The following is a 24,608-nucleotide window of genomic DNA, read 5'->3' on the forward strand; positions in this document are numbered from 1 at the left end:
GCTCGATGCAGCATCGATTGCGGGCGCGGTCACATGCCGACCGGGATGCGCAAGTCAAACCAGCCGCTGCAGAGCAACATCGCTGGACCAGCCGCGATACGAGTGCTGCGGCAGCAACACCTGCAGACCTGCTTGGCCTGGCGCGCCGGCGTCATGAGGCCAGCGCGCCCGGTCAGCTGGTATCAAAACTCCAGCACGATCTTGCCCAGATGCCCACCGGCCTTCTGCAATGCGAACGCCTCGCCGATCTCTTCCAGCGCATAGCTGCGGTCGATGACCGGACGCAGCGACAGACTGTCCAGTGCACGCACCAGCTGCTGCTGATGCCGGCGACTGCCGACCACCAGGCCTTGCAGACGCTGCTGACGTCCCATCATCTCGGCAGTCGGTATCGGGCCGGCCGCACCGGTCAGCACGCCGATCAAGGCGATGTGCCCGCCCACCCGCGCGGCACGGATCGATTGTGCCAGCGTGCCGGGTCCACCGACCTCGACCACATGGTCCACGCCGCGTCCGTCGGTGATCTCCAGCACCTGCCGCGACCACTCGGCGTGCTGCCGATAGTTGATGACGTGATCGGCACCGAGTGCGCGGACCTTTTCCAACTTCTCGTCCGAGGAGGACGTGGCGATCACGGTCGCGCCCATCGCCTTGGCGAACTGCAGCGCAAAGATCGACACACCGCCGGTACCCAGCACCAGGACCGTGTCGCCCGCCTTCAGGCCGCCATTGGCCACCAGCGCGCGCCAGGCAGTGACGCCGGCAGTGGTCAAGGTGGCCGCCTGCGCATGGCTGTAACCGGCCGGCGCGTGTGTAAATGCCTGCGCAGCAGCTACAACCGCGCTGCGTGCATACCCATCGACGCCATCGCCCGGCGTGGTCGCAAAGCCGGCATGCAGCGGTTCGCCGTCCAGCCACTGCGGGAAAAAGGTCGACACCACATGGTCGCCGACGGCGAACTCGGTGACGTCCGGACCGACCGCTTCGACCACACCGGCGCCGTCGGACATCGGAATGCGTCCATCGGCCGTCGGCATCTGCCCCGATACCACGCCGAGGTCGTGGAAATTCAACGAGCTGGCATGCAGCCGCACTCTGATCTGGCCGTGTGCCGGCTGCCCGGGATCGGGCAGCGCAACAACATGTAATGCATTCAAGCCTGCAGGATGAGCCAAACGAACGGCGCGCATGAGGTGTTCCTTGCTGTGACCGGCGTTTGGGATAACACGCCGGGCGTTATCCGAATGCAGTCGAGCCGGCTTTCGGCTTGCTTGTCGGCTGCCGTCTTTTTCGCCGAGTCGCGCGCGGTGACGGCAACCAACCGGCGGGCGCCAGACCGGCCAGACAGCTCATCCGGTGCAGTCGCCGCAGGAACGTGGCGTCACCCTGCAGATGCGACGTCCATCAGCGCATTACCGCGATCCATCCCGGCACCAGCTTCGGCAAGCCTTGCGAATATCTGCCGACGCATGGCTGCCGCCACTGCCGCAGCCATTCGATGCAGGTGCAGCGTACAGCCCTGCCTCCTGCCACACGAGGACGCCCGGCCGAACCAGACTCGAGCAATGCCTCCGCTGCTTGGCTGCTGATAACCTGCCGACGTCTACACGGCCGGCTTCCGGAACGCCATGGTTTCTGCCCTCCGCTTTGCATGCGCAGTGTTGGCGAGTCTCGCCCTGGCGCAACCGGTTGTCGCGCGCGCATGGCAGCTTGCCGCCATCACTCCGACCAGTGCTGCCGCGTCCACCCCAACGGCGGCAAACGGCGCACCGACTGCGATCGATGTCGCCGACATTCCGTCACTGGCCGACGTGGATCAGCGGCTGGCCGAGCGCGCCCTGGAGGCGAATGCAGAGCCCGGCGCACCTGCTGCCTCGTTCGCACGTCGACTGGCGAGGATCGAAGCCGCGGTCGAGGATCCGTTCTGGCGCATCACCTTTGCCGAGATGCGGATGCTGCCGATTCCGCGCCTGGAAAGCCTGTCGCGCCACTGGCGATTCCAGGCACGCCAACTGGCGCGCTGGCAGTCGGATCTGGCCATCGCAACCACGCATCGAGCCAGCGACGCGGCAGGACTGGCGTCCCGCCGCGAGGCCTGGGTGACGACCGCAACATCCGGGCAGGAGCTGCCCATCGCGCTACGCCAAAGGGTGGACGAGGTCGTGGTCGACCTGGCCCAGGCCGAAGCGGGATTATCGGATCCGCTGGCACGGCTGATCGCACTCGGCCGACGCGGAAATGCGGTGGACGCGCGCATCGAAAGCGCGCAACGTCGCGTCGCAGAGGCGATCGCGGCGTACGACACGCGCCTGCTGCGCGTGGATGGGCCGCCACTGTGGCAACTGACCCCGGCCAGCGTCGTGTCCGTGGCCGATACCAGCGATACCGTGCGCAGCGGCCTGGAAATCGAATCGCGCTTTGCCGAAGAGTATGTCAAGGGCGATGCGATGGTCGGCCGGCGCGCCTTGCAGACACTGCTGAGCTGTTCGCTCCCGTTGTTGCTGTGGCTCGCCTGGCGCAGTCGCGGGCCAATCAAGGCTGGCCAGATCAGCCGGACCGAGGCGAGCGTGCTTTCGCGCCCCATTTCGTGCTGGCTGCTGCTCGTCGTCATCGGCGTCTTCGCCTTCCAGCCCGACGCGCCGATGCTGACCCATCAGCTGGCGCTGGTGATTGCGGTCGTCCCGGTGATGCGGTTGCTGCCGACCTCGCACCGACGCCTGCTGGGGATAACGCCACACGTGGCCAGTGCGTTGTTTCTGCTGCTGCGGCTGGGCTTCGTCTTGCTGTCCAGCCCGGTCCCCTATCGTCTTTATATTTTCTCGCTGACATTGCTTGGCCTGGCCGCAGCGGGCTGGCTGCTGTGGCGCGCACATCGCCATGGTCATGCATCGCAGAACGGGCGCCTCGGCAATGCACTGCGCGCCGCAGTGCATGTCGGTGGGGTACTGCTGGGAGTGGCACTGGTGGCCAATGCGTTCGGCAACGTGTCGCTGGCAGAGACATTGACCGGCGGCGTCATCGACAGCCTGTATTTCGCCCTGCTGCTCGCCGCCGGCATGACCGTCCTGGCAACCTGGGTCCAGCTGCTCCTGAAGCGCCCCGGCGTAGCACGCTTCCGGCTCGCACGCGAGCATGCGGGCCCCGCGGTGCAGCGATTGCTCAAACTGCTGACGGCCGCGGCCGTCGTCGGTTGGATCGTCTACGCGCTGGATCGCTTCCGTGTGCTGACCCCGGTCGACGACTCGCTGTCGGCGTTGCTGGGACACAGCTGGGCGCTTGGGGATCTGCGCGTGAGCCTGGGTCATGTGTTGCTGTTCGCACTCAGCGTGGTGATCGCCTTCTGGCTCGCCAAGACGGTACGCCTGGTGCTCGATGGCGAAGTGCTGTCGCGGCTGTCATTGCCGCATGGTGTCGCCAACAGCATCGCCTCGTTGAGCTATTACGCGGTATTGATGCTCGGCCTGATTGGAGCGCTGTCGGCGGCCGGCTTCAAGACCAGCCAGCTGACCTTGGTGCTTGGCGCCCTGGGCGTGGGCATCGGGCTGGGCCTGCAGAACGTGGTCAACAATTTCGTCTCTGGCCTGGTGCTGATCTTCGAGCGGCCATTCCAACCTGGCGACGTGGTCGAGGTCGGAGGGACCACTGGCCGGGTGCGCGACATCGGCATGCGCGCGACCCGGCTGTCGACGTTCGACGGTGCGAGTGTCGTGGTGCCGAATGGTCAAATGATCTCCCAGCAACTGGTCAACTGGACGCTCTTCGATCGCAACCGCCGGCTGGAAGTACGTGTCGCCGTGGCTTATGGCAACGCGCCAACAGAGGTGGAAGCCCTGCTGATCGACGTGGCGCGCACCACCGAGGGCGTCGCGGCCACACCCGTACCGATCGTGCTGTTCGACAGCATGGGCAACGTGGCGATGGAATTCATCGTGCGCGCCTGGACACTGGAATACGACAATGCCGGCGCCATCCGCAGCACGCTGGTCGGGCGCATCTACGAGACGCTGACCGCGCGCGGCATCGGCCTGGCGCATGCCGCAGCGGAGGTCTATCCGCCGCCGTCGCGGACCACGCTCTGATCATCGCGCCTTCGCCACGGCAATCGAGCGCGTCGATCGCGGACCTGCGTTCGATACGAGCGAGTGGCGCGCCTTTCGCGTAGAGACATCGTCGCCCGACCGTGGCGGCAGTCGGTACGTCAGCCGGTGGTGATCGCCATGCTCGGATCTGCCGTGTTGCCGGTGATCGGCCTCTGGCTGGATCTGCAATTGCGCCGCATGCATCGCAACGAGGCAAGGCTCAGCGCGCAGGCCTGGGGGATGCGCTGAGCGGCATCGCGAACCGGCGTGCACTCGACCATCGCCTGTCGCAGGCACTGCAGCAGGCAGGACGCCTGCAGACGCAGTTGTCGGTGCTGATGATCGATGTCGACCACTTCAAGCTGTACATGGCGGGCTTTCTAGGCCGCCACAGACGCGGAAGCGTGTTGGACACGCTTGCGCCGGGTCACCGCGCAACGGCGTTCGCCATCACGTGTGCGGCAAGGCGTTGCGCGTGGGCCGATCGGCCGATGCAAACGCGTCGGGGCATTGCGCGGAGCGTGGAGCCACAGGCTACTCGCCGCCAGCGGGGTCAAGCGCCGCAAGCAGCTGCGTGCGACAGGCGAGCAGGATTTCATCCGCCAGCGGTGCATCGTCCGGGCACGCACGCGACAGGACGACCGCGCCCAGCATGTGCGCGAACATGTCGAGCGTTTTCGCCCGGACACTGGCCTGCGACCCAGCATCAGGCAGCACGCCTTCGCGTTCGACGGTCGCCAGCATCCGTTCGAGTCCGGCTGCGAACGTCGCCTTGATCTCCACCGACTGACGCGCCGCGTCGCCACTGAGCGCCGCCATGGTGCAGCCATCGCTCCTGCCGTCTCTATGCGTTCTTGAGACGTAGAAGTTGATGAAGTCCCGGATCTCCAACCCCTCCACCTGGCGGGAGATCTGTTCAAGCCCGTGCTGGGCCGTCTCGGCGATCAGGTCGGCCTTGGAGCCGAAATGCTTGTAGAAGCCGCCCTGGGTGAGCCCGGCGGCAGCCATCAGATCGGCCACGCTCACCCCGTCGTAGCCACGTTCACGGAACAACGCGGAGGCCGTTTCGACGATGCGGGCCCGGTTCTCCAGCGATTGCGCTTTGGTGATTTTCATTGTGTTCCAGGGTCGACGGCAGGCCGTCAATTTACATTGATGTCGACCACAATCAAAGTTGTTGACATTTTTGAGTTCGGTCGACATCATAAATCCACACGGTCGAACGCCATCCGTCGACCACCGCCGCCTCACCTCACCAAGGACACTTCATGAAGACACATAAACCTGTGGCGCTGGTCACCGGCGCTTCCTCGGGCATCGGCGAAGCGGCTGCCCGGCAACTCCTCGCCGCCGGCTATACGGTCTATGGCACCAGCCGGCGCGGTGCGGGAGCCGGCCAGGCGGCGTTTCCGCTGCTGGCGCTGGACGTGACCGATGACGTGTCGGTCGCCGCTGCGATCGCCGAGCTGCAGCAGCGCGAAGGCCGTCTGGATTTGCTGGTCAACAATGCCGGCGTCGGTGTCCAGGGTGCGGCGGAAGAAAGCTCGATCGAACAGGTCCGCTCGCTGTTCGAAACCAACTTCTACGGCGTGGTCCGCGTCACCAACGCGGTCTTGCCCCTCATGCGCAAGCAGGGGAGCGGACGCATCCTCAATGTCGGCTCAGGCCTGGGTCTGATCCCTGCGCCATTCAACGCCTATTACTCGGCCACCAAACATGCGCTGGAGGGATATTCCGAATCCCTCGACCACGAAGTGCGCGGGTTCGGTGTGCGGGTGGTGGTGATCGAGCCGGGCGCGACCCGCACCGCATTCGAGACCAGCACCGTCTGGTCGGATCGGCCACTGGCCGATTACGACGCGCTCCGCGCCAAGTATCGGGCGGCATACGAAAGCGCGATTGCCGTCGCGGCCACCGCCGAGAGCGTCGCCGACACCATCGTCCTGGCCGCACGCGAGCAGCGTCCGCAGTTGCGCTACGCGTCCGGCAAGGACGCAAGACAAGGCGCATTCGCCCGTCGGTTCCTGCCTCGCGCGTTGTTCGACAAGGTGCTGCACAAGCAGTTCGGACTGGCGTAATTCCCGGGCATCAGGCCCATCAATCCACGACATGAAGGATGTGACATGAAAGCTGTTCGATTTCACCAGACCGGCGACGCCGATGTCCTGATCTACGAGGACGTTCCCGATCCGACGCCGCAGGACCACGAGGTGCTGATCCGGATCGAAGCGACCGGCCTCAACTTCGCCGACGTCATGCGACGCCGGGGAGACGATTATCCCGAGCCGTCGCCAGCGCCCTTCATTCTGGGCGCGGAAGTTGCCGGCACGATCGTTGCGGTCGGCAAGGCGGTGACTTCGCTGCAAGCCGGCATGTCGGTACTGGCAACACCTGGCGCCGGCGGCTACGCGCAGTACATCTGTGTGCCGGAGGCGATCGTGGTGCCGCTGCCCGATGGCGTGCCGGCGGTCCAGGCCGCGGCCGTGATGGCCAACGGGTTGACCGCCGCGCTGGTGTTGCGCAATGCCGCGCGGCTGGCGCCAGGTGAAACCGTGCTGATCGAAGGCGCGGCCGGCGGCCTGGGCTCCCTCGCGGTGCAGCTGGCCAAACTCTATGGCGCCGGCAAGGTCATCGCCGCAGCCAGCACGCAGGAAAAGCGGGACATGGCGATCCGGTTGGGCGCTGACGCGGCGGTGGACTACACCGCTGCCGACTGGGCCGAACAGGTCCGTGCCCTGACCGATGGCAAGGGTGTGGACGTCATCGTCGAAATCGCTGGCGGCGACAACGTCGCCGAGGCGTTCAAGGCCCTGGCGCCGTTCGGGCGCCTGATCTTCGTCGGCCAATCCAGCGGCAACACCGCCCTGATCGACCCATGGCAGTTGATCGTTCCCAACCACACGCTGACCAGTTTCTATGTGGGTAGCTACCTGGCGTTCCCGCAACTGATCCAGTCCACGCTGACGGAAATCATGGGCTTGATCCTGTCCGGACAACTTGCATTGCAAGTCAACACCGTGCTGCCATTGTCACAGGCGGCCCAGGCGCATCGGCTGCTGGAAAGCCGCCAGACGACTGGCAAAGTGGTGCTGCAACCCTGGGTCGAGGCTTGAGTCGATACCGGAACTGAAACAGCAAATGCCGGCATTCAATGCTGCATTGGGTGAACCTGCGACCTGAGAAACTCCTCGAACGCCTGAGGATCCAGCCCAGTCGACACCAGGACAAGAGCATCCAACCGCCCGACCAGCGGCGCCGCACTGCCGAACGTGCTACCAGGCGACACCGTCCTGGTGCGCGTTGCGCATCTGCAGCGTCTCGGCGCCGCTGCCTGGGCAAACCCGAGCGTCGACGTCCAGCGTCGACAGTCTCTGCAGCTGGAAGCGCGCGCCCGCACATCAGGCCGCCACGGCCTGCATATAAAAAAAACCCAGCAGGCGCGAAGGGTTAGCGGGGTTGATCTGTTTCAACGTTGCTGATGATCAGAACGGCTGTGCACATCTACCGGATACCCGAGTACGTGGCCTGGAATGGTTTGACCCCGAGGGGGCGCAAACAACCGCCGGCAGGGATATCAACCGACTGCAGGAAGTCGGTCAAGAAGGCGGATGGAATCCGGGGCGCTTGCGGGATCTGCGCCAACGGTCGCGGTTGCCCCACGCCTGCGGTCACCTACCCTTGGGGGCAGCAGTGGATCCACGCAACATCAAACTGAAATCCAGCGTCTGTTGAAGCGGCACGTCCACCCTTTCGATGATGGCGAGCAGCAGGTTGACCGCGCGGACACCGATCTCCCGCATGGGTTGCCGAATGGTCGTCAATGGCGGCGTGAGGTAACTCGACGACGCCAGGTCGTCGAAGCCGACAATGGACAGCGCATCAGGCACGCGGATGCCCAGGTCCCGGCAGGCGGCCAGGGCGCCCAACGCCATTTGATCGCTGAAGCAGAAGATCGCGGTCGGCGCGGGCGTACGCGCCAATAGCGCCATCGCAGCCGCATGGCCGGATTCTACGGAGAAGTCGCCCGGCACGACGCTCAGGTTGCGCAGACGGCCGCGTGCCTTGCCGGAGGCCCGGGCCCCTTCCAGTCGCTGCTGGTGCAGCGGATTGTCGGGCGGACCGCCCACTACGGCGACGCGCTCGTGCCCCAGTCCATACAGGTGTTCCATCATGGCGCGCGCGGCGGCCGCGTTGTCGATGTGGACGCTGGGGATGCCCAGCGCCGGGTCGAACTCGCAGCCGTTGACCACCGGCGCAGCGGCGCCCAGCTGCTTGACGATCTCACGCGCCGTCGGCGGAAGGCCGTGCCCCAGCACGATCAGGCCGTCTGCCTCGTTACGTCGGAGCATCTGTGCGTAGCGCTCCTCGCGATCGGGCTGGTGTTGGGTATCGCCTAGCAGGACGGCGTAGCCGACGGCCTGCGCCGCGTCCTCCGCGCCCTGCAGGATCTGGGCGAAGAAGGGATTGGCGATGTCCGGGACGGTGACCAGGAGCTTGCCGCTGCGCTGGGTCTTGAGCGTCCTGGCCACCGTGTTAGGGACATAGCCCAGCGCGGCGGCGGCCTGCTCGATGCGCGTGCGCGTAGCCGGCAAGACCTTTTCCGGCCGGGAAAGCGCCCGCGACACCGTGCCGGCGGTGACGCCGACGTGCTTTGCGATGTCGTAGATGGTTGTTGCCATGAGCTCGGTTCTTCTTTCCGCTGTGCAGCGCACAACGGGTCTTGCGGGTGGCCCATGCTAGGATGATTCAATCGATTGCATGAGGGCGAATCACGTTGAAGACGCTCAAGGGTCCGGCGCTGTTCCTGGCACAGTTCATCGCCGACACACCTCCCTTCAATCGCTTGGACACACTGGCCGGTTGGGCTGCAGGGCTGGGCTATTCTGGCGTACAAGTGCCGACCAGCGCGCCCCACCTGTTCGATCTGGCCCAGGCTGCGCAGAGCCAGGCGTACTGCGACGACGTCGCCGGCATGTTGGCCGGGTACGGCCTGCAGGTCACCGAGTTGTCGACCCACTTGCAGGGGCAGCTGGTTGCCGTCCACCCCGCCTACGATCAGTTGTTCGACGGATTCGCACCGTCGGACAAGCGCGGCGATCCCGCCGCCCGCCAGGCCTGGGCAGTTGAACAACTGCTGTTGGCGGCCAGGGCCAGCCAGCGCCTGGGGCTGACGGCACATGCCACGTTCTCCGGCGCGCTGGCCTGGCCCTACTTCTACCCTTGGCCGCAACGCCCGCCGGGGCTGGTGGACGAAGCCTTCGCCGAACTCGGCCGCCGCTGGCGCCCGATCCTGGATGCCTTCGACGCCTGCGGCGTGGACCTGTGCTTCGAGATCCACCCAGGCGAGGACCTGCACGACGGCGCGACCTTCGAGCGCTTTCTCGATGTGGTGGACCACCATCCACGCGCCAAGATCCTGTACGACCCCAGCCACCTGCTGCTGCAGCAGATGGACTACCTGGGCTTCATCGACCGGTATCACGCCCGCATCGGCATCTTCCACGTCAAGGACGCGGAGTATCGCGCCAGTGCGCACAGCGGCGTCTACGGCGGCTACCAGGACTGGATCGATCGTCCGGGGCGGTTCCGTTCGCTCGGCGACGGCCAGATCGACTTCAAGGCGATCTTCTCGAAGTTCGCGCAATACGATTTCCCGGGCTGGGCGGTGCTGGAGTGGGAGTGCTGCCTGAAGCATCCGGAAGACGGCGCACGCGAGGGTGCCGCGTTCATCCGCGACCACATCATCCGCGTGACCGAACGCGCCTTCGACGACTTCGCCGACAGCGGCGCCGATCCGCCATCGCTGCGCCGCATGCTGGGGATCTGAGCCAATACCGCCTGGGAGGGCAAGCCATGAGGCACACCATGTCGCGCTTGGGCGCGATGATGTTTCTGCAGTTCTTCATCTGGGGAGCATGGTTCGTGACCCTGGGCACCTACCTGGTGCAGGGCCCCCTGCAGGCCAGCGCGAGCCAGGTGGCGACGGCCTTCCTCAGCCAGTCCATCGGCGCCATCGTGGCGCCGTTCCTGGTCGGCCTGGTCGCGGACCGCTACTTCGCCGCGCAGCGCATCCTCGCGGTGCTGCACCTCGCCGGCGCGGTGCTCATGTGGCTGGCGTCCACGGCGACGAGCTTCGGCATGTTCTCCGCCTGCGTCATGCTGTACATGCTGCTGTTCATGCCGACGCTGGCACTGGTCAACAGCGTGGCGATGCGGCACATGCAAGCGCCTGAAAAACAGTTCCCGCCCGTGCGGGTGGCCGGCAGCGTCGGCTGGATCGTGGCGGGCGTGCTGATCGGCTGGCTGGGCTGGGAACAGGCACACCGGCTCGAACTGACGTTCCGGATGGCGGCGCTGGCATCGCTCGCCCTGGGCCTGTATGCCTTCACCCTGCCGCACACCCCGCCGCTGGCGCAACAGCGCGACGCCGGGCTGGGACAGATGCTGGGACTGGACTCGCTGCGGCTGCTGAAGTCGCGCTCCTATCTGGTGTTCTTCCTGGCCTCGATCGCCATCTGCATCCCGCTGGCGTTCTACTACAACTTCACCAACCCGTATCTCAACGATCTGGGCGTGCGCGGCGCGGCCGGCCTGCAATCGCTGGGCCAGGTGTCCGAAGTGCTGTTGATGCTGGCCATGCCGTTCCTGTTCGTGCGGCTGGGGGTCAAGACGATGCTGGCGCTGGGAATGGCGGCGTGGGTGCTGCGCTACGCGATGTTCGCCTTTGGCGATGCGGGCGGCGGTTTTTCCTTGCTGGTGATCGGTATCGTGCTGCATGGCATCTGTTACGACTTCTTCTTCGTCACCGGCCAGATCTACACCGATGCGCATGCCGGCCCCGCCGCGCGCAGCAGCGCGCAGGGCTTCATCACCCTTGCCACCTACGGCGTGGGCATGCTGATCGGCACGTTCCTGTCCGGTGCGGTGGTCGAGCACTACACCACGGCGGCGGGCCCGGACTGGCAGCAGATCTGGCTGTTCCCGGCAGGCGTGGCGCTGGTCGTGCTGGTCGCCTTCCTGCTGCTGTTCCGCGACCGGCCGGTCGCCGCGGCCATCCCCTCCACACGCTGAGAACCCCACCCGATGAGCAAGCTTGGAATCGCCATCGTCGGCACGGGCATGATCGGCGCCGTGCATCGTCGCGCGGCGCTGCTGGCCGGTGCGCAGGTCCGCGGCATCGCCGCCTCATCCCCGCAACGCGCACGCGAGGTTGCGCAGTCCTGGAATGTGCCGCGCGCCTATCGCGACATCGAGGACGTGGTCGCCGATCCGCAGGTGCAGGTGGTGCACGTCTGCACACCCAATCATCTGCACCGCGCCATGGCGGAGGTGGCGCTGCAAGCCGGCAAGCACGTGATCTGCGAGAAACCCCTGGCCACGACATTGCAGGACGCCCAGGCAGTGGCGGCACTGGCCGCCGCGACCGGGCTGGTTGCCACGGTGCCCTTCGTCTACCGCTATCACCCGGTGGTGCGCGAAGCGCGCGCACGCATCGCGCAGGGCGACCTGGGGCCGCTGCGCTTGATACACGGCAGCTATCTGCAGGATTGGCTGCTGGATCCCGCCAGCAACAACTGGCGCGTGGACCCGGCGCTGGGCGGCGCATCGCGCGTGTTCGCCGACATCGGCTCGCACTGGTGCGACCTGGTGGAATGGGTCGGCGGTGAGCGTTTTGTCGAGGTCAGCGCTGCCTTCGCGACCGTGATCGCCGAGCGCGGCGCCCTCACCGGGCAGAGCTTCAGCACGCCGACGGCGGGCGGCGCGATGCAGGCGGTAGCGAGCGAGGACGTGGCCGCAGCGATGTTCAGAACCGGCGCGGGCACGCTGGCGTCATTGACGGTCAGCCAGGTCTCGGCGGGGCGCCGCAATCGCCTCTGGTTCGAGATCGACGGCGCCAGGGCCAGCGTGGCGTTCGACCAGGAGGATGCCGAACGGCTGTGGATCGGCCTGCCCGACCAGCGCGAGGAAATCTTCGTGCGCGGGCCGGGTGCCGGCAGTGCCGAACAACGCCGGCTATCTACATTGCCGGCCGGGCATGCGCAAGGCTACGGCGATTGCTTCGAGGCGTTCGTCGCCGACACCTATCGCGCCATCGAAGGCGAGCGGCCGGACGGCCTGCCGACCTTCGAAGACGGGGTGCGCTCGGCGCTGATCGTCGATCGCGTCATCACATCGGCCAGGTCGCGTGCCTGGACATCCATCGATTGAATCCCGGGAGGACTTCCTGATGCATCTGCCTACACGCAGGACCGCGACCCTCGCCCTGCTGCTGCTCGTCGCCCTGCCCGCCTTCGCACGTGACGCCGCCGGCCCGAAACAACTCATCGCGGTGCAGATGTACTCGCTGCGCAACGCCGGCTCGCTCGACCAACAGCTGAAGATCGTCCACGACGCGGGCGTGGGCGCGGTGGAAACGGTCGGCACGCAGAACGTCAGCGCTGCGGAACTCAAGCAGCTGCTGGACAGGTATGCGATCAAGGCGATCTCCTCGCACGTGCAACTGGCCGATCTGCGCAAGGACCTGGACGGCGCGCTCGCCTTCAACCGGTCGATCGGCAACACGACACTGGTAGTGCCCTACCTGGACGAGAAGGATCGGCCGACCGATGCCGCGGGCTGGACCGCATTGGGCCAGGAACTGGGCCAGATCGCCAAGCGGGTGCGGGCCAAGGGCATGCACCTGGCCTACCACAACCACGACTTCGAACTGGTCGACTTCGATGGCAAGACCGGCCTGGAGCTGCTGTTCGCAGCGGCCGGCCCCGATCTCAAGACCGAGTTGGACCTGGCATGGGTTGCGCGCGCAGGCTACGACCCGGCGGTGATGCTGGGCAAGTTCAAGGGCCGCATGTTTGCGGTACACGCCAAGGACAATGCCCCGAAAGGCCAGGCCGAGGACGAGGGCGGCTTCGCCGCCGTCGGCCGGGGCGTGCTGGACTGGAACGCGATCCTGCCTGCCGCAGCGGGTGCCGGCGTGCGCTGGTACATCATCGAGCACGACCGTCCGCGCGATCCGGCCACGGTCATCCAGATCGGTGCCGATTACCTGCGTGAACACCTGCCCGCCGGCACCCATCGCTAGCGCGCACAGGAGCCCCGCTTGAAACCGATCCTGACAATGGCCGTGGCTCTGCTCGGAACGACGCTTGCGGCCACGGCATGGTCCAAGGACGACCCGACGGCCGGCGCGCAGCTCTACGCAACGCACTGCACGGCCTGCCACGGCGCGACTCGCGCGGGCGTCCCGCCCACGTTTCCTGCGCTAACCGACGTGGGCAAGCGGCTGCAACCCGCGCAGATCAAGGAGAAGATCGTCAAGGGCGGCGGGTTGATGCCGCCCTTCCCTCAGCTGTCGCAAGAGGATGTCGGCAACATCGCAAGCTTTCTGGCGCAATAAGGGCGTGCCACCGATGCCCGAGTAGGTCGCGTTGGGTTTGTCGGATTGCCAGTCAGGCCAAGCCGCGCGGCGCCGGCTGGCGGCCCGACGAGCCCAATCCGCAGGTCAGCGCTTGCGCGCCTGGCGCTACGCCATCACCCCAGCCGCATCCGCCACACATGCGCGCGCTTCTTGCCTGCGTGCATGCGCAAGAGCGGCGCGATCTGCGCGGGGATTGATGGCACACCCCAAGATGCCGGCGACAGCGTTGCGCCGGCGCTACAGCGCGCGCACCCAGATGTTGCGATAGCTGACCTTGGAATCGTGCTCCTGCAACAAGATCGGCGCGCACCCATGCGGCGCATACGACGGCGCGCCGATGTACTCGGTCTTGCCCGACAGGACGGTATCGTCCTGCACCAGCACGCCGTTGTGCAGGACGGTGATGCGGGCAGGTGAAGTGAGCCCGCCCCCCTGGGAGAAGCGCGGCGCCTTCCAGATGATGTCGTAGGCCTGCCATGCGCCCGGCGCACGCGAGGCGTTCACCAGCGGAATGGCCTGCTTGTAGATCGCGCCGGCCTGGCCGTTGGCATAGGTAGGGTTGTCGTGGCTGTCGAGCACCTGGAGCTCATACAGTTCCTGCAGGAAGATACCGCTGTTTCCCCGCTGCTGGCCTTCGAACCCCCGGGTCGCGGCAGGCGTGCGCCACTCGACATGCAGCTGGATGTCGCAGAAGCGCTGCCTGGTGCGGATGCCCTTGCTCCCCGGGACCACGGTCAGCGCGCCGTCGGCGACGCTCCAGGGCGCCCGTCCGCCCTGCTCCGACTCCCAGGCCGAGAGATCCTTGCCATCGAACAGCACGATCGCGTCGGAGGGCGCGCCGCCGGGCGGCGTGGCCACGATCGCGGGGACGGGCGTCCACACCTCGGTCTTGGTCGGATCGCGCGCAGGGTCGCCGCTGGCCTGCGCGAACGCAGGCGCTGCGGCCAGCAGGCCGGCCACCATCAGCAGGGGTCTGGTCATCGTGTTCCCGGGAAAGTGGCGCATGGGCGAATCCTCGCGGTCCGTCAGTTGGTCGCCCAGGCGGGCGTACCGGGGGCGTAGGCCAGGTCGCCGTCGTAGCGGCCCGGCACGGCGACGTAGCGCAGCACTTCGGTCGCGGCGACCTTTGAGCTGAAGAAGCTGAAGATGGCCAGCTGCTTGATCATCGTGAAGTAATGCGGCATCGCTTCGGCCAGTTCGGCGGTGCCGGTATCGGTCGTTCTGACGGCGTGCTTCCTGGCTTCTGCATCCAGCGCGCGCAGCAGCTCGGTGCGTGCCTGCGGCGCCAGCGACACGAAGCGGCCGCCGGCGCGTTTGTCGATGTCGGCCAGGCCGGCGCGGAACGCCGCCTGCTGCTTGGCGGTGTAGCAGTCGGTGACGAATTGCGCCATGAACGGGCCGGCGCCGGCGTCCTTTGCCCCCGGCGTTGCGGTCCGCGGCAGGATGGTGTCGGCGATCTCGTCCAGCGTGCCGACATCGGCGGCGGAGAACAGCGTCCTTGCCCCCGCGGTCGGCACCTGTGCATGGACGAGCGCAGGCAGGCCGACCATGGCCGCGCCCGTGGCGGCAACGATCATCTTCAGCAGTTCGCGGCGTTCCATCACAGGTTCCCCGCTTTCAGTTCGCGCACCGCATGGTCCGCCGCGCGTGCCGTCAGCGCCATGTAGGTCAGCGAGGGATTGACGCAGGCGCTGGAGGTCATGCAGGCGCCGTCGGTCACGTAGACGTTCGGCGCGTCCCAGACCTGGTTGTGCTGGTTCAGCACGGAATTCTTGCGGTCGCGGCCCATGCGCGCGGTCCCCATTTCGTGGATGCCCTTGCCGGGCGCGTAGTCGTCGTCGTGCATCTGCACGTCCTTGACGCCGGCGGCCTCCAGCATCTCGGCGGCATCGGCGGCCATGTCCTTGCGCATGGCCTTTTCGTTCGCGCGCAGGGACACATCCATCGCCAGCACCGGCAGCCCCCACTTGTCCTTGCGCTGCGGGTCCAGGCGAATCGTATTGTCGTGGTGAGGCAGCATTTCGCCGAATCCGGTCATGCCGATGCGCCAGTCGCCCGGTTGCGTCAGCGCATCCTTCAGGTCGGCGCCGATATTCAGCTCGGCGATCTCGCGCGACCACCCGGTGCGGCTGGCGCCGCCCTGGTAACCGAACCCGCGCAGGTAGCCGCGTCTGTCCGCGGCGACGTTACGGAACCGCGGAATGTAGAAGCCGCAGGGACGACGGCCGAAGTAGTACTTGTCCTCAAAGCCCTCGACCCGGCCGGAGGCGCCCGCGCCGAAATGATGGTCCATCACGTTGTGCCCAAGCTCGCCGGACGAAGACCCCAGCCCGCCGTCCCAGACATCGGTGGCCGAGTTCATCAGCAGCCAGCTCGAGTTGAACGAAGACGCGTTGAGGAAAATGACCTTGGCCGTGTACTGATAGGTCTGCCCGCTCTCGGCATCGACGATCTCCACGCCGCGCGCTCGCTTGCGGTCCTTGTCGTAGAGCACTTCCTTGACGATCGAGAACGGCCGCAAGGTCAGGTTGCCGGTCTTCATCGCCGCCGGCAGCGTCGCCGACTGGGTCGAGAAGTAGGCGCCGAAGGGACAGCCCAGGATGCACTTGTTGCGATACTGGCAGTTGACCCGGCCCTGCTCGACCATGGGCTGGGTGATGTTGGCGGTACGCGAGTGGATCAGGTGCCTGGTCCCGCCAAAGGCCTTCTTGATCCGCGCGGCCACGTCCCTTTCGACGATGTTCAACGGGATCGGCGGCAGGAACTGGCCATCGGGCAACACGTCCAGGCCCTCGCGCGTGCCGGCGATGCCGGCGAACTTCTCTACGTAGTCGTACCAGGGCGCGATGTCGGCGTAGCGGATCGGCCAATCGGTGGCGATACCGTCCTTGAGGTTGGCCTGGAAGTCCAGGTCCGACAGGCGATAGCTCTGCCGTCCCCACATCAGCGAGCGGCCGCCCACGTGATAGCCGCGGTACCAGTCGAATCGCTTGAGCTCGGTGTAGGGCGATTCCTTTTCGTTGGCCCACATGCCCTGCAGGTTCTCGACCAGGCCGTAGTCGCGCTTCAACACCGGATAGTCGGCCTTCATCGCCTGGGTCGGCCGGTTGTAGTGCGGGAAATCCCACACTTCCTTCATCGCGTTGACATAGTCCTTGACGTGCTCGATGTTGCGTCCGCGTTCCAGCATCAGGACCTTGAGGCCTTTCTCGGTCAGTTCCTTCGCCGCCCAACCGCCACTGATTCCCGAGCCAACGACGATGGCGTCGTAGTGATTGTCTGCCATGGGTTCTACTTCACCTTGGTGGATAGCGTTTCAGACGTCGCAGAGGCGGATCGCCTCGCGCAGCGAGCCGACGGGATCGGGCGCGGAAGGAATGAATTCCTGCGCCAGATAGCCATCGAAACCGGTATCGCGGATTGCGCGACAGATGGCGGGATAGTGCAGTTCCTGAGCGTCTCCGATCTCGTGCCGGCCAGGCACGCCTGCGGTGTGGTAATGCTTGAAGAACGCGTGATGCTTGCCGATGGTGGCGATGATGTCGCCCTCCATGATCTGCATGTGGTAGATGTCGTACAGCAGACCGAAATGGTCCGAGCCGATCCGTCGGCACAGCTCCACGCCCCATGCCGAGTGGTCGCACAGGTAGTCGGGGTGATCGACCTTGGAGTTCAGCAGTTCCATCACCAACACGACGCCGCGCTTCTCGGCGTGTCCGAGGATGCGCTTGAGTCCGGCTTCGGCGTGGGCCATGCCCTCCTGGGGGTCCATACCGTTGCGATTGCCGGAAAAGCAGATGAGGTTGCGATAGCCGGCATCGGCCACCAGGTCGATGTGCCGCGTGTAGCGCTCGACCAGCTGGTCGTGGAACTGACTGCCGGCGAAGCCCTTGTCCAGCCCCATCTCCGCGCCGTTGCACATCGAGCTGTAGACGCCGTTGGCCTTCAGCGCGGGCCAATCCGCAGGACCGACCAGATCGATGGCGGCGAACCCGATGCCCTTCACCGTCTGGCAAAGCTGGGCGATCGACTGCTGCGGAAACGTCCAGCGGGCCACGGAATGCTTCAGGTTGCCCTTGCGCGGCGCGGCAGCGGCAGACGCAGACGCAGGCAACATGCCCACGACGCCGAGGCCAACGCTCCCGGCGACGGCAACGCGCAGCGCATCTCGCCGCGTGAACCCCGCGGCCGGCGCCGGCCCGCTCGATTGGATAGACATCCGTTTTCCGGCCTCCCAACCGGTATCAAATGCTAGGCATTCGCCGCAATTCAATCGATTGCACCATAAAGTAGGCAATCGCGGTTTTGCAAGACGCAGTGCACGAAATCCCTGCTGCAGGGCAAAACCCCTATCGCGCCAGACGCTGCATCACGGTGATGGAACCTCGGGCGTCGCAGGAGGTGGACGGCCAGACGATCTCAGCCCTTTTCGGCGATGTCGACCGCGGCCTTTTGTCAGCAACTCCGCACGCAAGCAGGTAACTCGTTCACGCCTGCCATCGCGCTAGCGCCCGTTTCTCTGTCGATCATCCGCGTATTCCAGAGGACCCAGTCAGTCGTTCCTGACTCGCATCACGGCAAGCCTGGCATGGAGCGACAGTCTGTCCTGCTACGCATGCGCAGAAGCAAAGTGATGCAGCAGCCTGCGCGGCCCCGGGTTCGCGCACTGCAATCGTCTTGAGCGATTCGGCACCCATCCGCATGACCCCATCTTGCAGTGACGGTAGCCGACTGAATCAGGTAAACGTACCCGTAAGCGTCTTTGGGCGCCGGCTGTGGCGGTCGAACTTGCCAACGCACTGCCCCACTCCGGCCAACCGGCCGTTGCCGTAAGTCTTGCGGCCCACCCAAGCGGTCGGATGCCTGAGCGCGCAGGTGTTCGCTCTCGTCGCTTGGCAACACGGATCAGCAACCGATCATCGCCGATGCGTGTTCCAGCAACCACAGTCGCATCAGCCATTGGTACCGGACAGATCGGCACCGCAGTGCGTCACCGAAAATTGCGCCGGCCGAAAACATCGCTGTGCCGACTTGGATCGCGAGCAGGATGCATCGTCACTTCCTGGGGCGCCAAGAGCGCGCCGACATGTCTATCCCACCGGTCCGGTTTTTTCACGCTGGACACAATAAGGGCGCAAGCACCCAGCAACTCGGATAAAAAAAGGCCCTTGGCAAATGCGCCAAGAGCCCTTGTTTACATCTTTAAAAATGTATTCGCTTAAAACGGTTGTGTCTACCAAACCTGACAACAAACGGCGGAAAACCAAAGGTAGCAGGAGTTCTGGCAGCCCGGAGAGATCTAGATGTAAACATCCGACCACGATTTGCTCAAGTTGTTTACACCCGCTCCCGTCAAAGGCGCCCCGACATAACGGTCACTGCGCTGCGTATCAACGTCCCCACCCGGGTTCAAGCGCAAGTCGGCGGAACCTGCCGACATCACAGACCCGACGAATATGGGCAAGACGGCGGCAAAGGCCGTTTAGTTAATGTCGTTACAAGCCAATGGGCAGCAAAGTCGGTGGGACTACCTAACATGGCAGCCATCCGCTTCAGGCAGATTATGGCCCTCCCATTCTAACTTGGTCCCCGCCATCGGCTACTCAGCTTCGTGCAATGGCAGCGCAAATAATGTGGCGTAGCCCATGAGATCTGATCTGATCAGGGTCGCCTTTTGCGTAGGTCACCAACTGAGCGCTACTGACGACTTGCCCATCCGAGTCAGGGAGTCGTTCAGTGATCGACTCACATCCCTTAACAAGCTCACCTAAAGGCTGATTAGTCTCTCCATCTACTAGCGCCAATATCCTTCGCGAGAGCGAGTAGAGCCACAGGTTGACCCCATGTGCACAGCTATGTGAGCCCCAGCTTATCTGGGAGCTAAACGGCAGTCGAATGGTTCGCGCCAGACTGTCGAAGATGCTCCGCAGCGCGCTAACGATCGCTTCTAGCTCTTCTGGTGCAAGATGGGATATTAGCACCGCAAGCTCGTCAGTGAAGGCACCATCCGCCTCAAGCTTAAAATGCAAGCTCTGTCCGTTCAACGCATTACGCCACTGCACCATGAGATCGTTGAGCCACTCCCTGGAAATTTGTGCTGGGTCTATGACCCTACGTTCAAGCATGGGAATCAGCAGTGACTCAAGGATCCACGGAGTAAAGTGATGCAGCCTGCCCAGACGTCCGCGCACAGGCTCAAGAATATCCTTAAGTTCCCCGTCTGTTAGCGCCCCATCAAGCGACTCGGTGAGCTTTGATATCAGATAGGGTTTGGACCCTGCCTTCGCGAAATTGGCCTCATTGATCATCCAACAGAGGATCGTTCGCTGCGCTCCAGCCGGCATGACCCTGTCGATCTTCGAAAGGGAATCAATGCCCCATACGCCAGAGTTAATCGCGTCTTTAAAAGCATGCAGACCCACCCAAGCTACTAAACCAGCTTCACTTTTCATGAGCGCATCGATCTGTGCAGGAAGCTTTTCAAAGCTCAAACACAGACACATGTGCCTGAATCCCTCCACGACTAGCGCATGCGTGCGCTCGTCTTTAATTGGAGATGCACATATGTTGGTAATAAATTCTACAAGCGCTTGCGGAGCATAGGCCCAAAGCAGTTTCAGCGCATAGTAGTCGCCCCATGATGTGTCAACAGGTGAATAAGGAAAAAGAGCATGGGGCTCATAACTCGATAGCAGCAAAGAACTGAGGTCTTGAGACCTATACAACTCAATATTCAACAGTGCGTTCCGCATCCGCGGCTGCAGCGCTCCGTCACGCAATGGACTCAGATAATCAAGCAAGGAATTCTTAAGATCTTCCGAGAAGGGTGCATCTCTCTTGGTGTAAAAATCGCCCGCAGGGGAGTTAGCAAGCACGAAGCCCATTGCATCCCAAGCAGAGTTGAAGTCTTCAAGAGGTAGACCTTCAGTCCACAGCTTGGATGCGACGCTATCAAATATCCCGTGGTCCAGATGGCCCTCTGTGACCATCCCTTTAGCCTCCAGTTGCCCCATCAGATCTTTTCCAGACAGACCGACCAGCTCTTTGTCATCCAGCCACCAAGCCAACACATCGCCTGCGCGAGTCGCCTCAACGAACGAGGACCGATGGTGCAAACCCTCGACCTCCTTTCCTTCACTTTCGCAGTGCGCAGCTGTTGTCGAGTCAAAAATCAGCTTCGCGGTCGGGACTTGCTTGCCATCTCCATGCAAAGTGCTCTGGATGATCTGGTCAGCGTAGTCGAAGACGTGAGGTATGACATCCAATGGAATAGGAGTTGCCAAGAGGGGATAGCTTTCGTTGGCCCTTTGAATGGAATTGGAGAGATGATAGCCACCTAGCGGCACTCCGCCAGATGATCGAATCAGGATCATACGGTCGTGGATCTTGTTATCAGGAACGGCTAGGACCTTCAGCCGAACATTGCCAAAATACCCCCTTCTCCACTCATTGCACCTACTGATAAGGTTTTCCACCCGCCCGGACTGCTTGACCAGCGAACTGCCCTCGTCTTTCGGTGCTTTCACCGAGATGCCATCGTCCTTAGCCGCCTTCTCTGTGGTGATGATGAGATAGTCTCCTGTTGAGGTTCCCATTCTGTGAAGCAGTTCAACGCCTACGTCCTCCATAAACGGATCGATCCATGCAATTTGAGCATCATGGTGCTGATCGAAGATCTCGCGAAGCCAATCTGTCAGCTGTAGGCGGCTGGCGCCGCCGCTATCGGCAAGTTTCATGAAGAATTGGCCCTTGGAGGGCTCAGGGAAAAGTTGCTTAATGCCATTTTCAGTGAGGCGATTCAATTCTACCCAGGGGTCCGACAAGTGCCCTCTTATGACTGAGCGAGAGGTATGAATAGCACGCTCCACTCGCCCCTTCACCTCCAGCTTTGGCCTGTCCTTCTTTGAAACTTGCTTCTCCAGCCAGCCCAGCTTTCTGTCCAAACTGATTGACCCAATCATGCGCGTACTTAAGTTCACGCTGCCAACGAAGTAGCTGCCCGTCTGAACCACGAGGTATGATGCGATTGGCCCTTTGCTTAATGCATAGATCTCCAATGTGAATGACGTGCATGACCGGTTCTTGAGTGCTTCCATCCTAAAGCTGTGATTCAGTGGAAAGTCTGTCTCCTTGTCCAGGACCGTTGTATAGGTCGCTTGGATGCTTTCATCGCTTTGTGCATTGAGTACTAGAAGTAGATCTGACTTCCCGTGGGTCAAAGGTTCAAAAATCTGGATGGTGGCGTCACAACCGCTCAACGTTATGTCGTACTTACTCCTCTCTGCCCGCGTCAAGCTGGGCGAACAAATGAACTCAAAGTCCCCGATCCGCCAAGCATCCAATGCCGTGAAGTCCAGGCCAGTATCGGCGTTTAACGACAGGCACGCGGCAGCGGCAATTGTTCGCTCTGAACCTCCCATGCGATTGAAAACTAACGCTTTGCCTTCAGACGACATCGCGGCGCTATCCACGCTTGCGTAGCTCGTTGGACTGAGCCGGCTTGTACGGAACCGGAAGTAATCGCGTGTCGGCAAGTGCATAACGGGACGGCCAATAGGGTTCACCCCAAAAATCGCCCCTCCAATTTTCACAGCCAACTTATCATTGAGTTGAATACCTGCCATTTTACTGGCAGAGCTCAGAGACTCGCCGGCAATGAAGTGCTCAAGAAAAATTTTGATTCGAAATGCAGATGTATGCAGCGTCAGCGCATGAGTCTTTGCCGAACCGCTCTCGGGCGTTGCATTTTTGCTGGTTGTCGTTCCACTCCAGCTGTCTGACTGGTACGTACCTGGCAACAATCGGCCGTACAGAAATCTTAGCTCTGAGGAGTACGAGCCTTGGATTTCTAGCACCCATATCTGAGTTACAGTGAGAGAGTCATCATCGCCGAAGAGATTGTGAAGCCTAAAGTCTGAAACTAGATCGTTGAGACCATAGTGCATAGCGAATCCTTGTGCTTTTCGATGAGTAAGCGCGAGCTTCAGCGCTAAATTGGCCGAGCAGGAGGGCTCAGTGAATCGCCCCGGGTTTCGTAGATATTCGTCAGCTGCTCTAAGAATTCTGCCTCTCGAAGTCTATCTGGGACAGCCCGTCGTTGGAACTTTGTCATCGTTTGGCGGTGCAAGAGATCTCAATTGCTGACAAAGGCCTAGGCAGTGGCAAATCTGCCAAAATTCCTACAGATTCCTACCACGCCGACGCCTTTGGGCGGCGAGCGACCACTTGAATCGGATCAGGTCTCTATCACTTGTCATCGCCAAAGATCAGCTTACCGATCAGAAAGAGTGTGCTTCCAAAGTTATAGATCAGTTGCTGGCCTTGCTTGAGGTAGGACTGGCTTGTGTCAATCCCAGCTAAAATCAGAGCATCGGCAACCTTGTCGCCAGTCGGATGGGCGTCCGCTACTCTCATGTCATACACCCCAGCGATCACGCCAAATACGCTGCGAGCCTTCTCGACACCAACCTTCTGAGCAAGAATGTCCTGAAGAAGCTTATTAGAACCAAGCTTTTCTCTGTCAGCATGAGTGGAAAGCTTACGAAGTTCACGTACGTTGAGCCTATCTGAAAACAAGCGAACTAGCTCTTTCGCAAGTCGCAGAAGCGACGCTCGATCCGTACTTACAAATCTTGACACAATCTGCATCGCATCCTGATCATCGATTCTATGGTTAAACAAAGAGAAGTCATGCTTGTGCTTGAAGCTACGCTCAAGCAAACGCATAGTCTTGAACAGCAGAACCTCAGACGCCTCTGTGGAAGCGGGCTGTGTCTTCACTTGAGACATCAAGAGTTCCGCAGAGACCTTTCCGTCAGGAGCAACGTTTTGAGAGGCCCATACGTGCTGCTCCCAAGTAGGGAGCTTGGCAATGTCATAGGCATACACAGTCATTAAATCTGCCGAGTTGACACCGAAATGCGTGTGGTACCCGGATGTGGAAATGATCGCCCCTGTCTCCGCGGTGTACCACTTCAAAGAGAACCCTCGACGTGCCAGTAGCTCATTTACAACACCTGGACGGAACCAGAGCCATCGACCAACATCCTCATTCTTCAGATCGCGGGACGCTGTACGAGCTCCGTCGGTATCCGTAATGAAATGGGGGCGAGCTGAGTCCTCGTCACCTCTGACGCGCACACTGCGCTCTTTGTGGTCGATCCATTCGTCCCGCCAAAACTCACCCTCAACCCTTACGCCGGCGTATCCACCTCGATGGCCCTCTCGCTGCTCCGACTCAGTATTGTCATCCCACTCAGGCCCCATGACCGGCGCATCTTCGTCTGGGTCTACGTCGGTCCTCCAAACCCGGAAGGACGCCCAGCTCCCCCCGAAGACATCCTTCAGCTCTCGTAGGCTGAGCTCGAACTTTCCCCCGTCCCTTTCTTCTTCTGTCTCAGCGAGGCCCTCATAGTCGCCTCCTTGGAGTGACGAGATGTTCTCGACGCGCTGGCGGTAGTATGAAACTTTCAGCGCCAAGCCTCTTGCAGCCAGGTAGTCCAAGAGGAACTCTCGCTTTATCTCGATGGACGTGTGGCTCCCATCCTTGTCCAGCTTTTCACGGACGACCTCAACGAAGTCCTCCTCCGGACGAACCCAGCTAGTGCCTTCCTTCACCAGACGAAGGGCAATAATCAGATCTGGGCTCAATATCCACTGTCTACCGCCAACCACAGGTTGATCGTGCTCATAGACGAACTCGATCCCGATTGGCTGCTTATCGTTGTATTGGAACTCTTCTACGGGGGAGTAGTGCCCATCGTCGTAGGCATAAGGCCGCGCACTATGGCCGATCCCAATCTCATTCCACCCCAAGCGATCTGCATTGCGCCTGTTCTCCGGACTAAAAGCGACGGATCCACAGCCAAAGTACTCGCTAATGTAACCAATATCTTTTAGGTCGCCACGCCCTTCCTCGTGCTTCTCCGAAGCCCGCAGCGGCACCCATGTGGAGTTGTCAAACCGCCGACGTGTCTCCCGGCTCTGGAGCATCCAATCCCTTTTCATGCTGTAATTCCTATCAGTAATCAACAAATGGAAGAGCACTGGCAACTGGGATCAGCGCTCATGTACCGATCAGTCAACAAGCCAAAGAATCGGCTGTCGCCCGA

The 24,608-nt window shown here is 62.6% G+C and carries 17 protein-coding genes and 1 pseudogene; 9 read left to right on the plus strand and 9 right to left on the minus strand.

Going from position 1 to position 24,608, the window contains the following annotated elements:
* Positions 1 to 182: 182 nt before the first annotated feature.
* Positions 183 to 1,190, minus strand: a complete 1,008-nt coding sequence (locus VZ068_RS14315; RefSeq protein WP_349655666.1) for an NAD(P)-dependent alcohol dehydrogenase — start codon at positions 1,188 to 1,190, stop codon at positions 183 to 185.
* A 438-nt stretch (positions 1,191 to 1,628) separates the two neighbouring features.
* Between VZ068_RS14315 and VZ068_RS14320 the strand changes: the two genes are divergently transcribed.
* Together VZ068_RS14320 and VZ068_RS14325 are read left to right on the plus strand one after the other, a co-directional pair.
* A complete protein-coding gene (locus tag VZ068_RS14320; protein ID WP_349655667.1) occupies positions 1,629 to 4,079 on the plus strand; it encodes a mechanosensitive ion channel domain-containing protein in 2,451 nt (816 codons plus the stop codon).
* Between the two features lie 72 nt (positions 4,080 to 4,151).
* Positions 4,152 to 4,447, plus strand: a pseudogene (locus VZ068_RS14325) (diguanylate cyclase); the annotation flags it as partial.
* A gap of 166 nt (positions 4,448 to 4,613) precedes the next feature.
* On the opposite strand, the gene VZ068_RS14330 reads toward VZ068_RS14325, so the two are convergent.
* Positions 4,614 to 5,195, minus strand: coding sequence for a TetR/AcrR family transcriptional regulator (locus VZ068_RS14330; RefSeq protein ID WP_349657715.1), 582 nt, complete (start codon positions 5,193 to 5,195; stop codon positions 4,614 to 4,616).
* Positions 5,196 to 5,347: 152 nt separating this feature from the next.
* On the opposite strand from VZ068_RS14330, the gene VZ068_RS14335 reads away from it, so the two are divergent.
* A complete protein-coding gene (locus tag VZ068_RS14335) occupies positions 5,348 to 6,157 on the plus strand; it encodes an oxidoreductase (RefSeq protein ID WP_259151696.1) in 810 nt (269 codons plus the stop codon).
* A gap of 45 nt (positions 6,158 to 6,202) precedes the next feature.
* Positions 6,203 to 7,192, plus strand: a complete 990-nt coding sequence (locus VZ068_RS14340) for an NADPH:quinone oxidoreductase family protein (RefSeq protein WP_259151699.1) — start codon at positions 6,203 to 6,205, stop codon at positions 7,190 to 7,192.
* Between the two features lie 555 nt (positions 7,193 to 7,747).
* Here VZ068_RS14340 and VZ068_RS14345 read toward each other — a convergent pair.
* Positions 7,748 to 8,758, minus strand: a complete 1,011-nt coding sequence (locus VZ068_RS14345; RefSeq protein ID WP_349655668.1) for a LacI family DNA-binding transcriptional regulator — start codon at positions 8,756 to 8,758, stop codon at positions 7,748 to 7,750.
* A 95-nt stretch (positions 8,759 to 8,853) separates the two neighbouring features.
* Here VZ068_RS14345 and VZ068_RS14350 point away from each other — a divergent pair, with 95 nt between their 5' ends.
* Genes VZ068_RS14350 through VZ068_RS14370 form a run of 5 tightly spaced genes read left to right on the plus strand, consistent with a single transcriptional unit; the run spans position 8,854 to position 13,476 of the window.
* Positions 8,854 to 9,906, plus strand: coding sequence for a sugar phosphate isomerase/epimerase family protein (locus VZ068_RS14350; RefSeq protein WP_259161271.1), 1,053 nt, complete (start codon positions 8,854 to 8,856; stop codon positions 9,904 to 9,906).
* A 26-nt stretch (positions 9,907 to 9,932) separates the two neighbouring features.
* Positions 9,933 to 11,150 carry a nucleoside permease gene (locus tag VZ068_RS14355; RefSeq protein WP_349655669.1) on the plus strand — a complete coding sequence of 406 codons (1,218 nt, stop codon included), beginning with the start codon at positions 9,933 to 9,935 and terminating at the stop codon, positions 11,148 to 11,150.
* Positions 11,151 to 11,162: 12 nt separating this feature from the next.
* Entirely contained in the window at positions 11,163 to 12,287 is a 1,125-nt protein-coding gene (locus tag VZ068_RS14360; protein ID WP_349655670.1) for a Gfo/Idh/MocA family oxidoreductase, read from the plus strand.
* Positions 12,288 to 12,306: 19 nt separating this feature from the next.
* Entirely contained in the window at positions 12,307 to 13,161 is an 855-nt protein-coding gene (locus tag VZ068_RS14365; RefSeq protein WP_349655671.1) for a sugar phosphate isomerase/epimerase, read from the plus strand.
* Between the two features lie 18 nt (positions 13,162 to 13,179).
* Complete coding sequence (locus VZ068_RS14370) at positions 13,180 to 13,476, plus strand: cytochrome c (RefSeq protein WP_349655672.1); 297 nt, start codon at positions 13,180 to 13,182, stop codon at positions 13,474 to 13,476.
* Positions 13,477 to 13,734: 258 nt separating this feature from the next.
* On the opposite strand, the gene VZ068_RS14375 is transcribed toward VZ068_RS14370, so the two are convergent.
* The 6 genes from VZ068_RS14375 to VZ068_RS14400 form a co-directional block, all read right to left on the minus strand.
* Positions 13,735 to 14,478, minus strand: a complete 744-nt coding sequence (locus tag VZ068_RS14375; RefSeq protein WP_349655673.1) for a DUF1080 domain-containing protein — start codon at positions 14,476 to 14,478, stop codon at positions 13,735 to 13,737.
* A gap of 44 nt (positions 14,479 to 14,522) precedes the next feature.
* Positions 14,523 to 15,098: a gluconate 2-dehydrogenase subunit 3 family protein gene (locus tag VZ068_RS14380; RefSeq protein ID WP_259161297.1), complete on the minus strand. Its 576-nt coding sequence runs from the start codon at positions 15,096 to 15,098 to the stop codon at positions 14,523 to 14,525.
* Positions 15,098 to 16,783 carry a GMC family oxidoreductase gene (locus VZ068_RS14385; protein WP_259151714.1) on the minus strand — a complete coding sequence of 562 codons (1,686 nt, stop codon included), beginning with the start codon at positions 16,781 to 16,783 and terminating at the stop codon, positions 15,098 to 15,100. Before VZ068_RS14385 ends, VZ068_RS14380 begins: the two co-directional genes overlap by 1 nt.
* Positions 16,784 to 16,813: 30 nt before the next feature.
* Complete coding sequence (locus VZ068_RS14390) at positions 16,814 to 17,716, minus strand: TIM barrel protein (protein WP_349657716.1); 903 nt, start codon at positions 17,714 to 17,716, stop codon at positions 16,814 to 16,816.
* Positions 17,717 to 19,100: 1,384 nt separating this feature from the next.
* On the minus strand, positions 19,101 to 22,442 hold the full coding sequence (locus VZ068_RS14395) for a VPA1262 family protein (RefSeq protein ID WP_349655674.1): 3,342 nt from the start codon (positions 22,440 to 22,442) through the stop codon (positions 19,101 to 19,103).
* A 301-nt stretch (positions 22,443 to 22,743) separates the two neighbouring features.
* Positions 22,744 to 24,504, minus strand: a complete 1,761-nt coding sequence (locus tag VZ068_RS14400; RefSeq protein ID WP_349655675.1) for a hypothetical protein — start codon at positions 24,502 to 24,504, stop codon at positions 22,744 to 22,746.
* Positions 24,505 to 24,608 lie beyond the last annotated feature (104 nt).

Origin of the sequence: Xanthomonas sp. 10-10 (genome assembly GCF_040182365.1) — a bacterium.
GTDB lineage: Bacteria > Pseudomonadota > Gammaproteobacteria > Xanthomonadales > Xanthomonadaceae > Xanthomonas > Xanthomonas arboricola_F.

Bases quoted from the DNA above. Each gene is read 5' to 3' on its own strand.
- VZ068_RS14315 (WP_349655666.1), bottom strand. From the start codon at position 1,190: ATGCGCGCCGTTCGTTTGGCTCATCCTGCAGGCTTGAATGCATTACAT.
- VZ068_RS14400 (WP_349655675.1), bottom strand. From the start codon at position 24,504: ATGAAAAGGGATTGGATGCTCCAGAGCCGGGAGACACGTCGGCGGTTT.
- VZ068_RS14380 (WP_259161297.1), bottom strand. From the start codon at position 15,098: ATGGAACGCCGCGAACTGCTGAAGATGATCGTTGCCGCCACGGGCGCG.
- VZ068_RS14345 (WP_349655668.1), bottom strand. From the start codon at position 8,758: ATGGCAACAACCATCTACGACATCGCAAAGCACGTCGGCGTCACCGCC.
- VZ068_RS14395 (WP_349655674.1), bottom strand. From the start codon at position 22,442: ATGCACTATGGTCTCAACGATCTAGTTTCAGACTTTAGGCTTCACAAT.
- VZ068_RS14375 (WP_349655673.1), bottom strand. From the start codon at position 14,478: ATGACCAGACCCCTGCTGATGGTGGCCGGCCTGCTGGCCGCAGCGCCT.
- VZ068_RS14335 (WP_259151696.1), top strand. From the start codon at position 5,348: ATGAAGACACATAAACCTGTGGCGCTGGTCACCGGCGCTTCCTCGGGC.
- VZ068_RS14340 (WP_259151699.1), top strand. From the start codon at position 6,203: ATGAAAGCTGTTCGATTTCACCAGACCGGCGACGCCGATGTCCTGATC.
- VZ068_RS14385 (WP_259151714.1), bottom strand. From the start codon at position 16,783: ATGGCAGACAATCACTACGACGCCATCGTCGTTGGCTCGGGAATCAGT.
- VZ068_RS14365 (WP_349655671.1), top strand. From the start codon at position 12,307: ATGCATCTGCCTACACGCAGGACCGCGACCCTCGCCCTGCTGCTGCTC.
- VZ068_RS14360 (WP_349655670.1), top strand. From the start codon at position 11,163: ATGAGCAAGCTTGGAATCGCCATCGTCGGCACGGGCATGATCGGCGCC.
- VZ068_RS14330 (WP_349657715.1), bottom strand. From the start codon at position 5,195: ATGAAAATCACCAAAGCGCAATCGCTGGAGAACCGGGCCCGCATCGTC.
- VZ068_RS14355 (WP_349655669.1), top strand. From the start codon at position 9,933: ATGAGGCACACCATGTCGCGCTTGGGCGCGATGATGTTTCTGCAGTTC.
- VZ068_RS14320 (WP_349655667.1), top strand. From the start codon at position 1,629: ATGGTTTCTGCCCTCCGCTTTGCATGCGCAGTGTTGGCGAGTCTCGCC.
- VZ068_RS14390 (WP_349657716.1), bottom strand. From the start codon at position 17,716: ATGTCTATCCAATCGAGCGGGCCGGCGCCGGCCGCGGGGTTCACGCGG.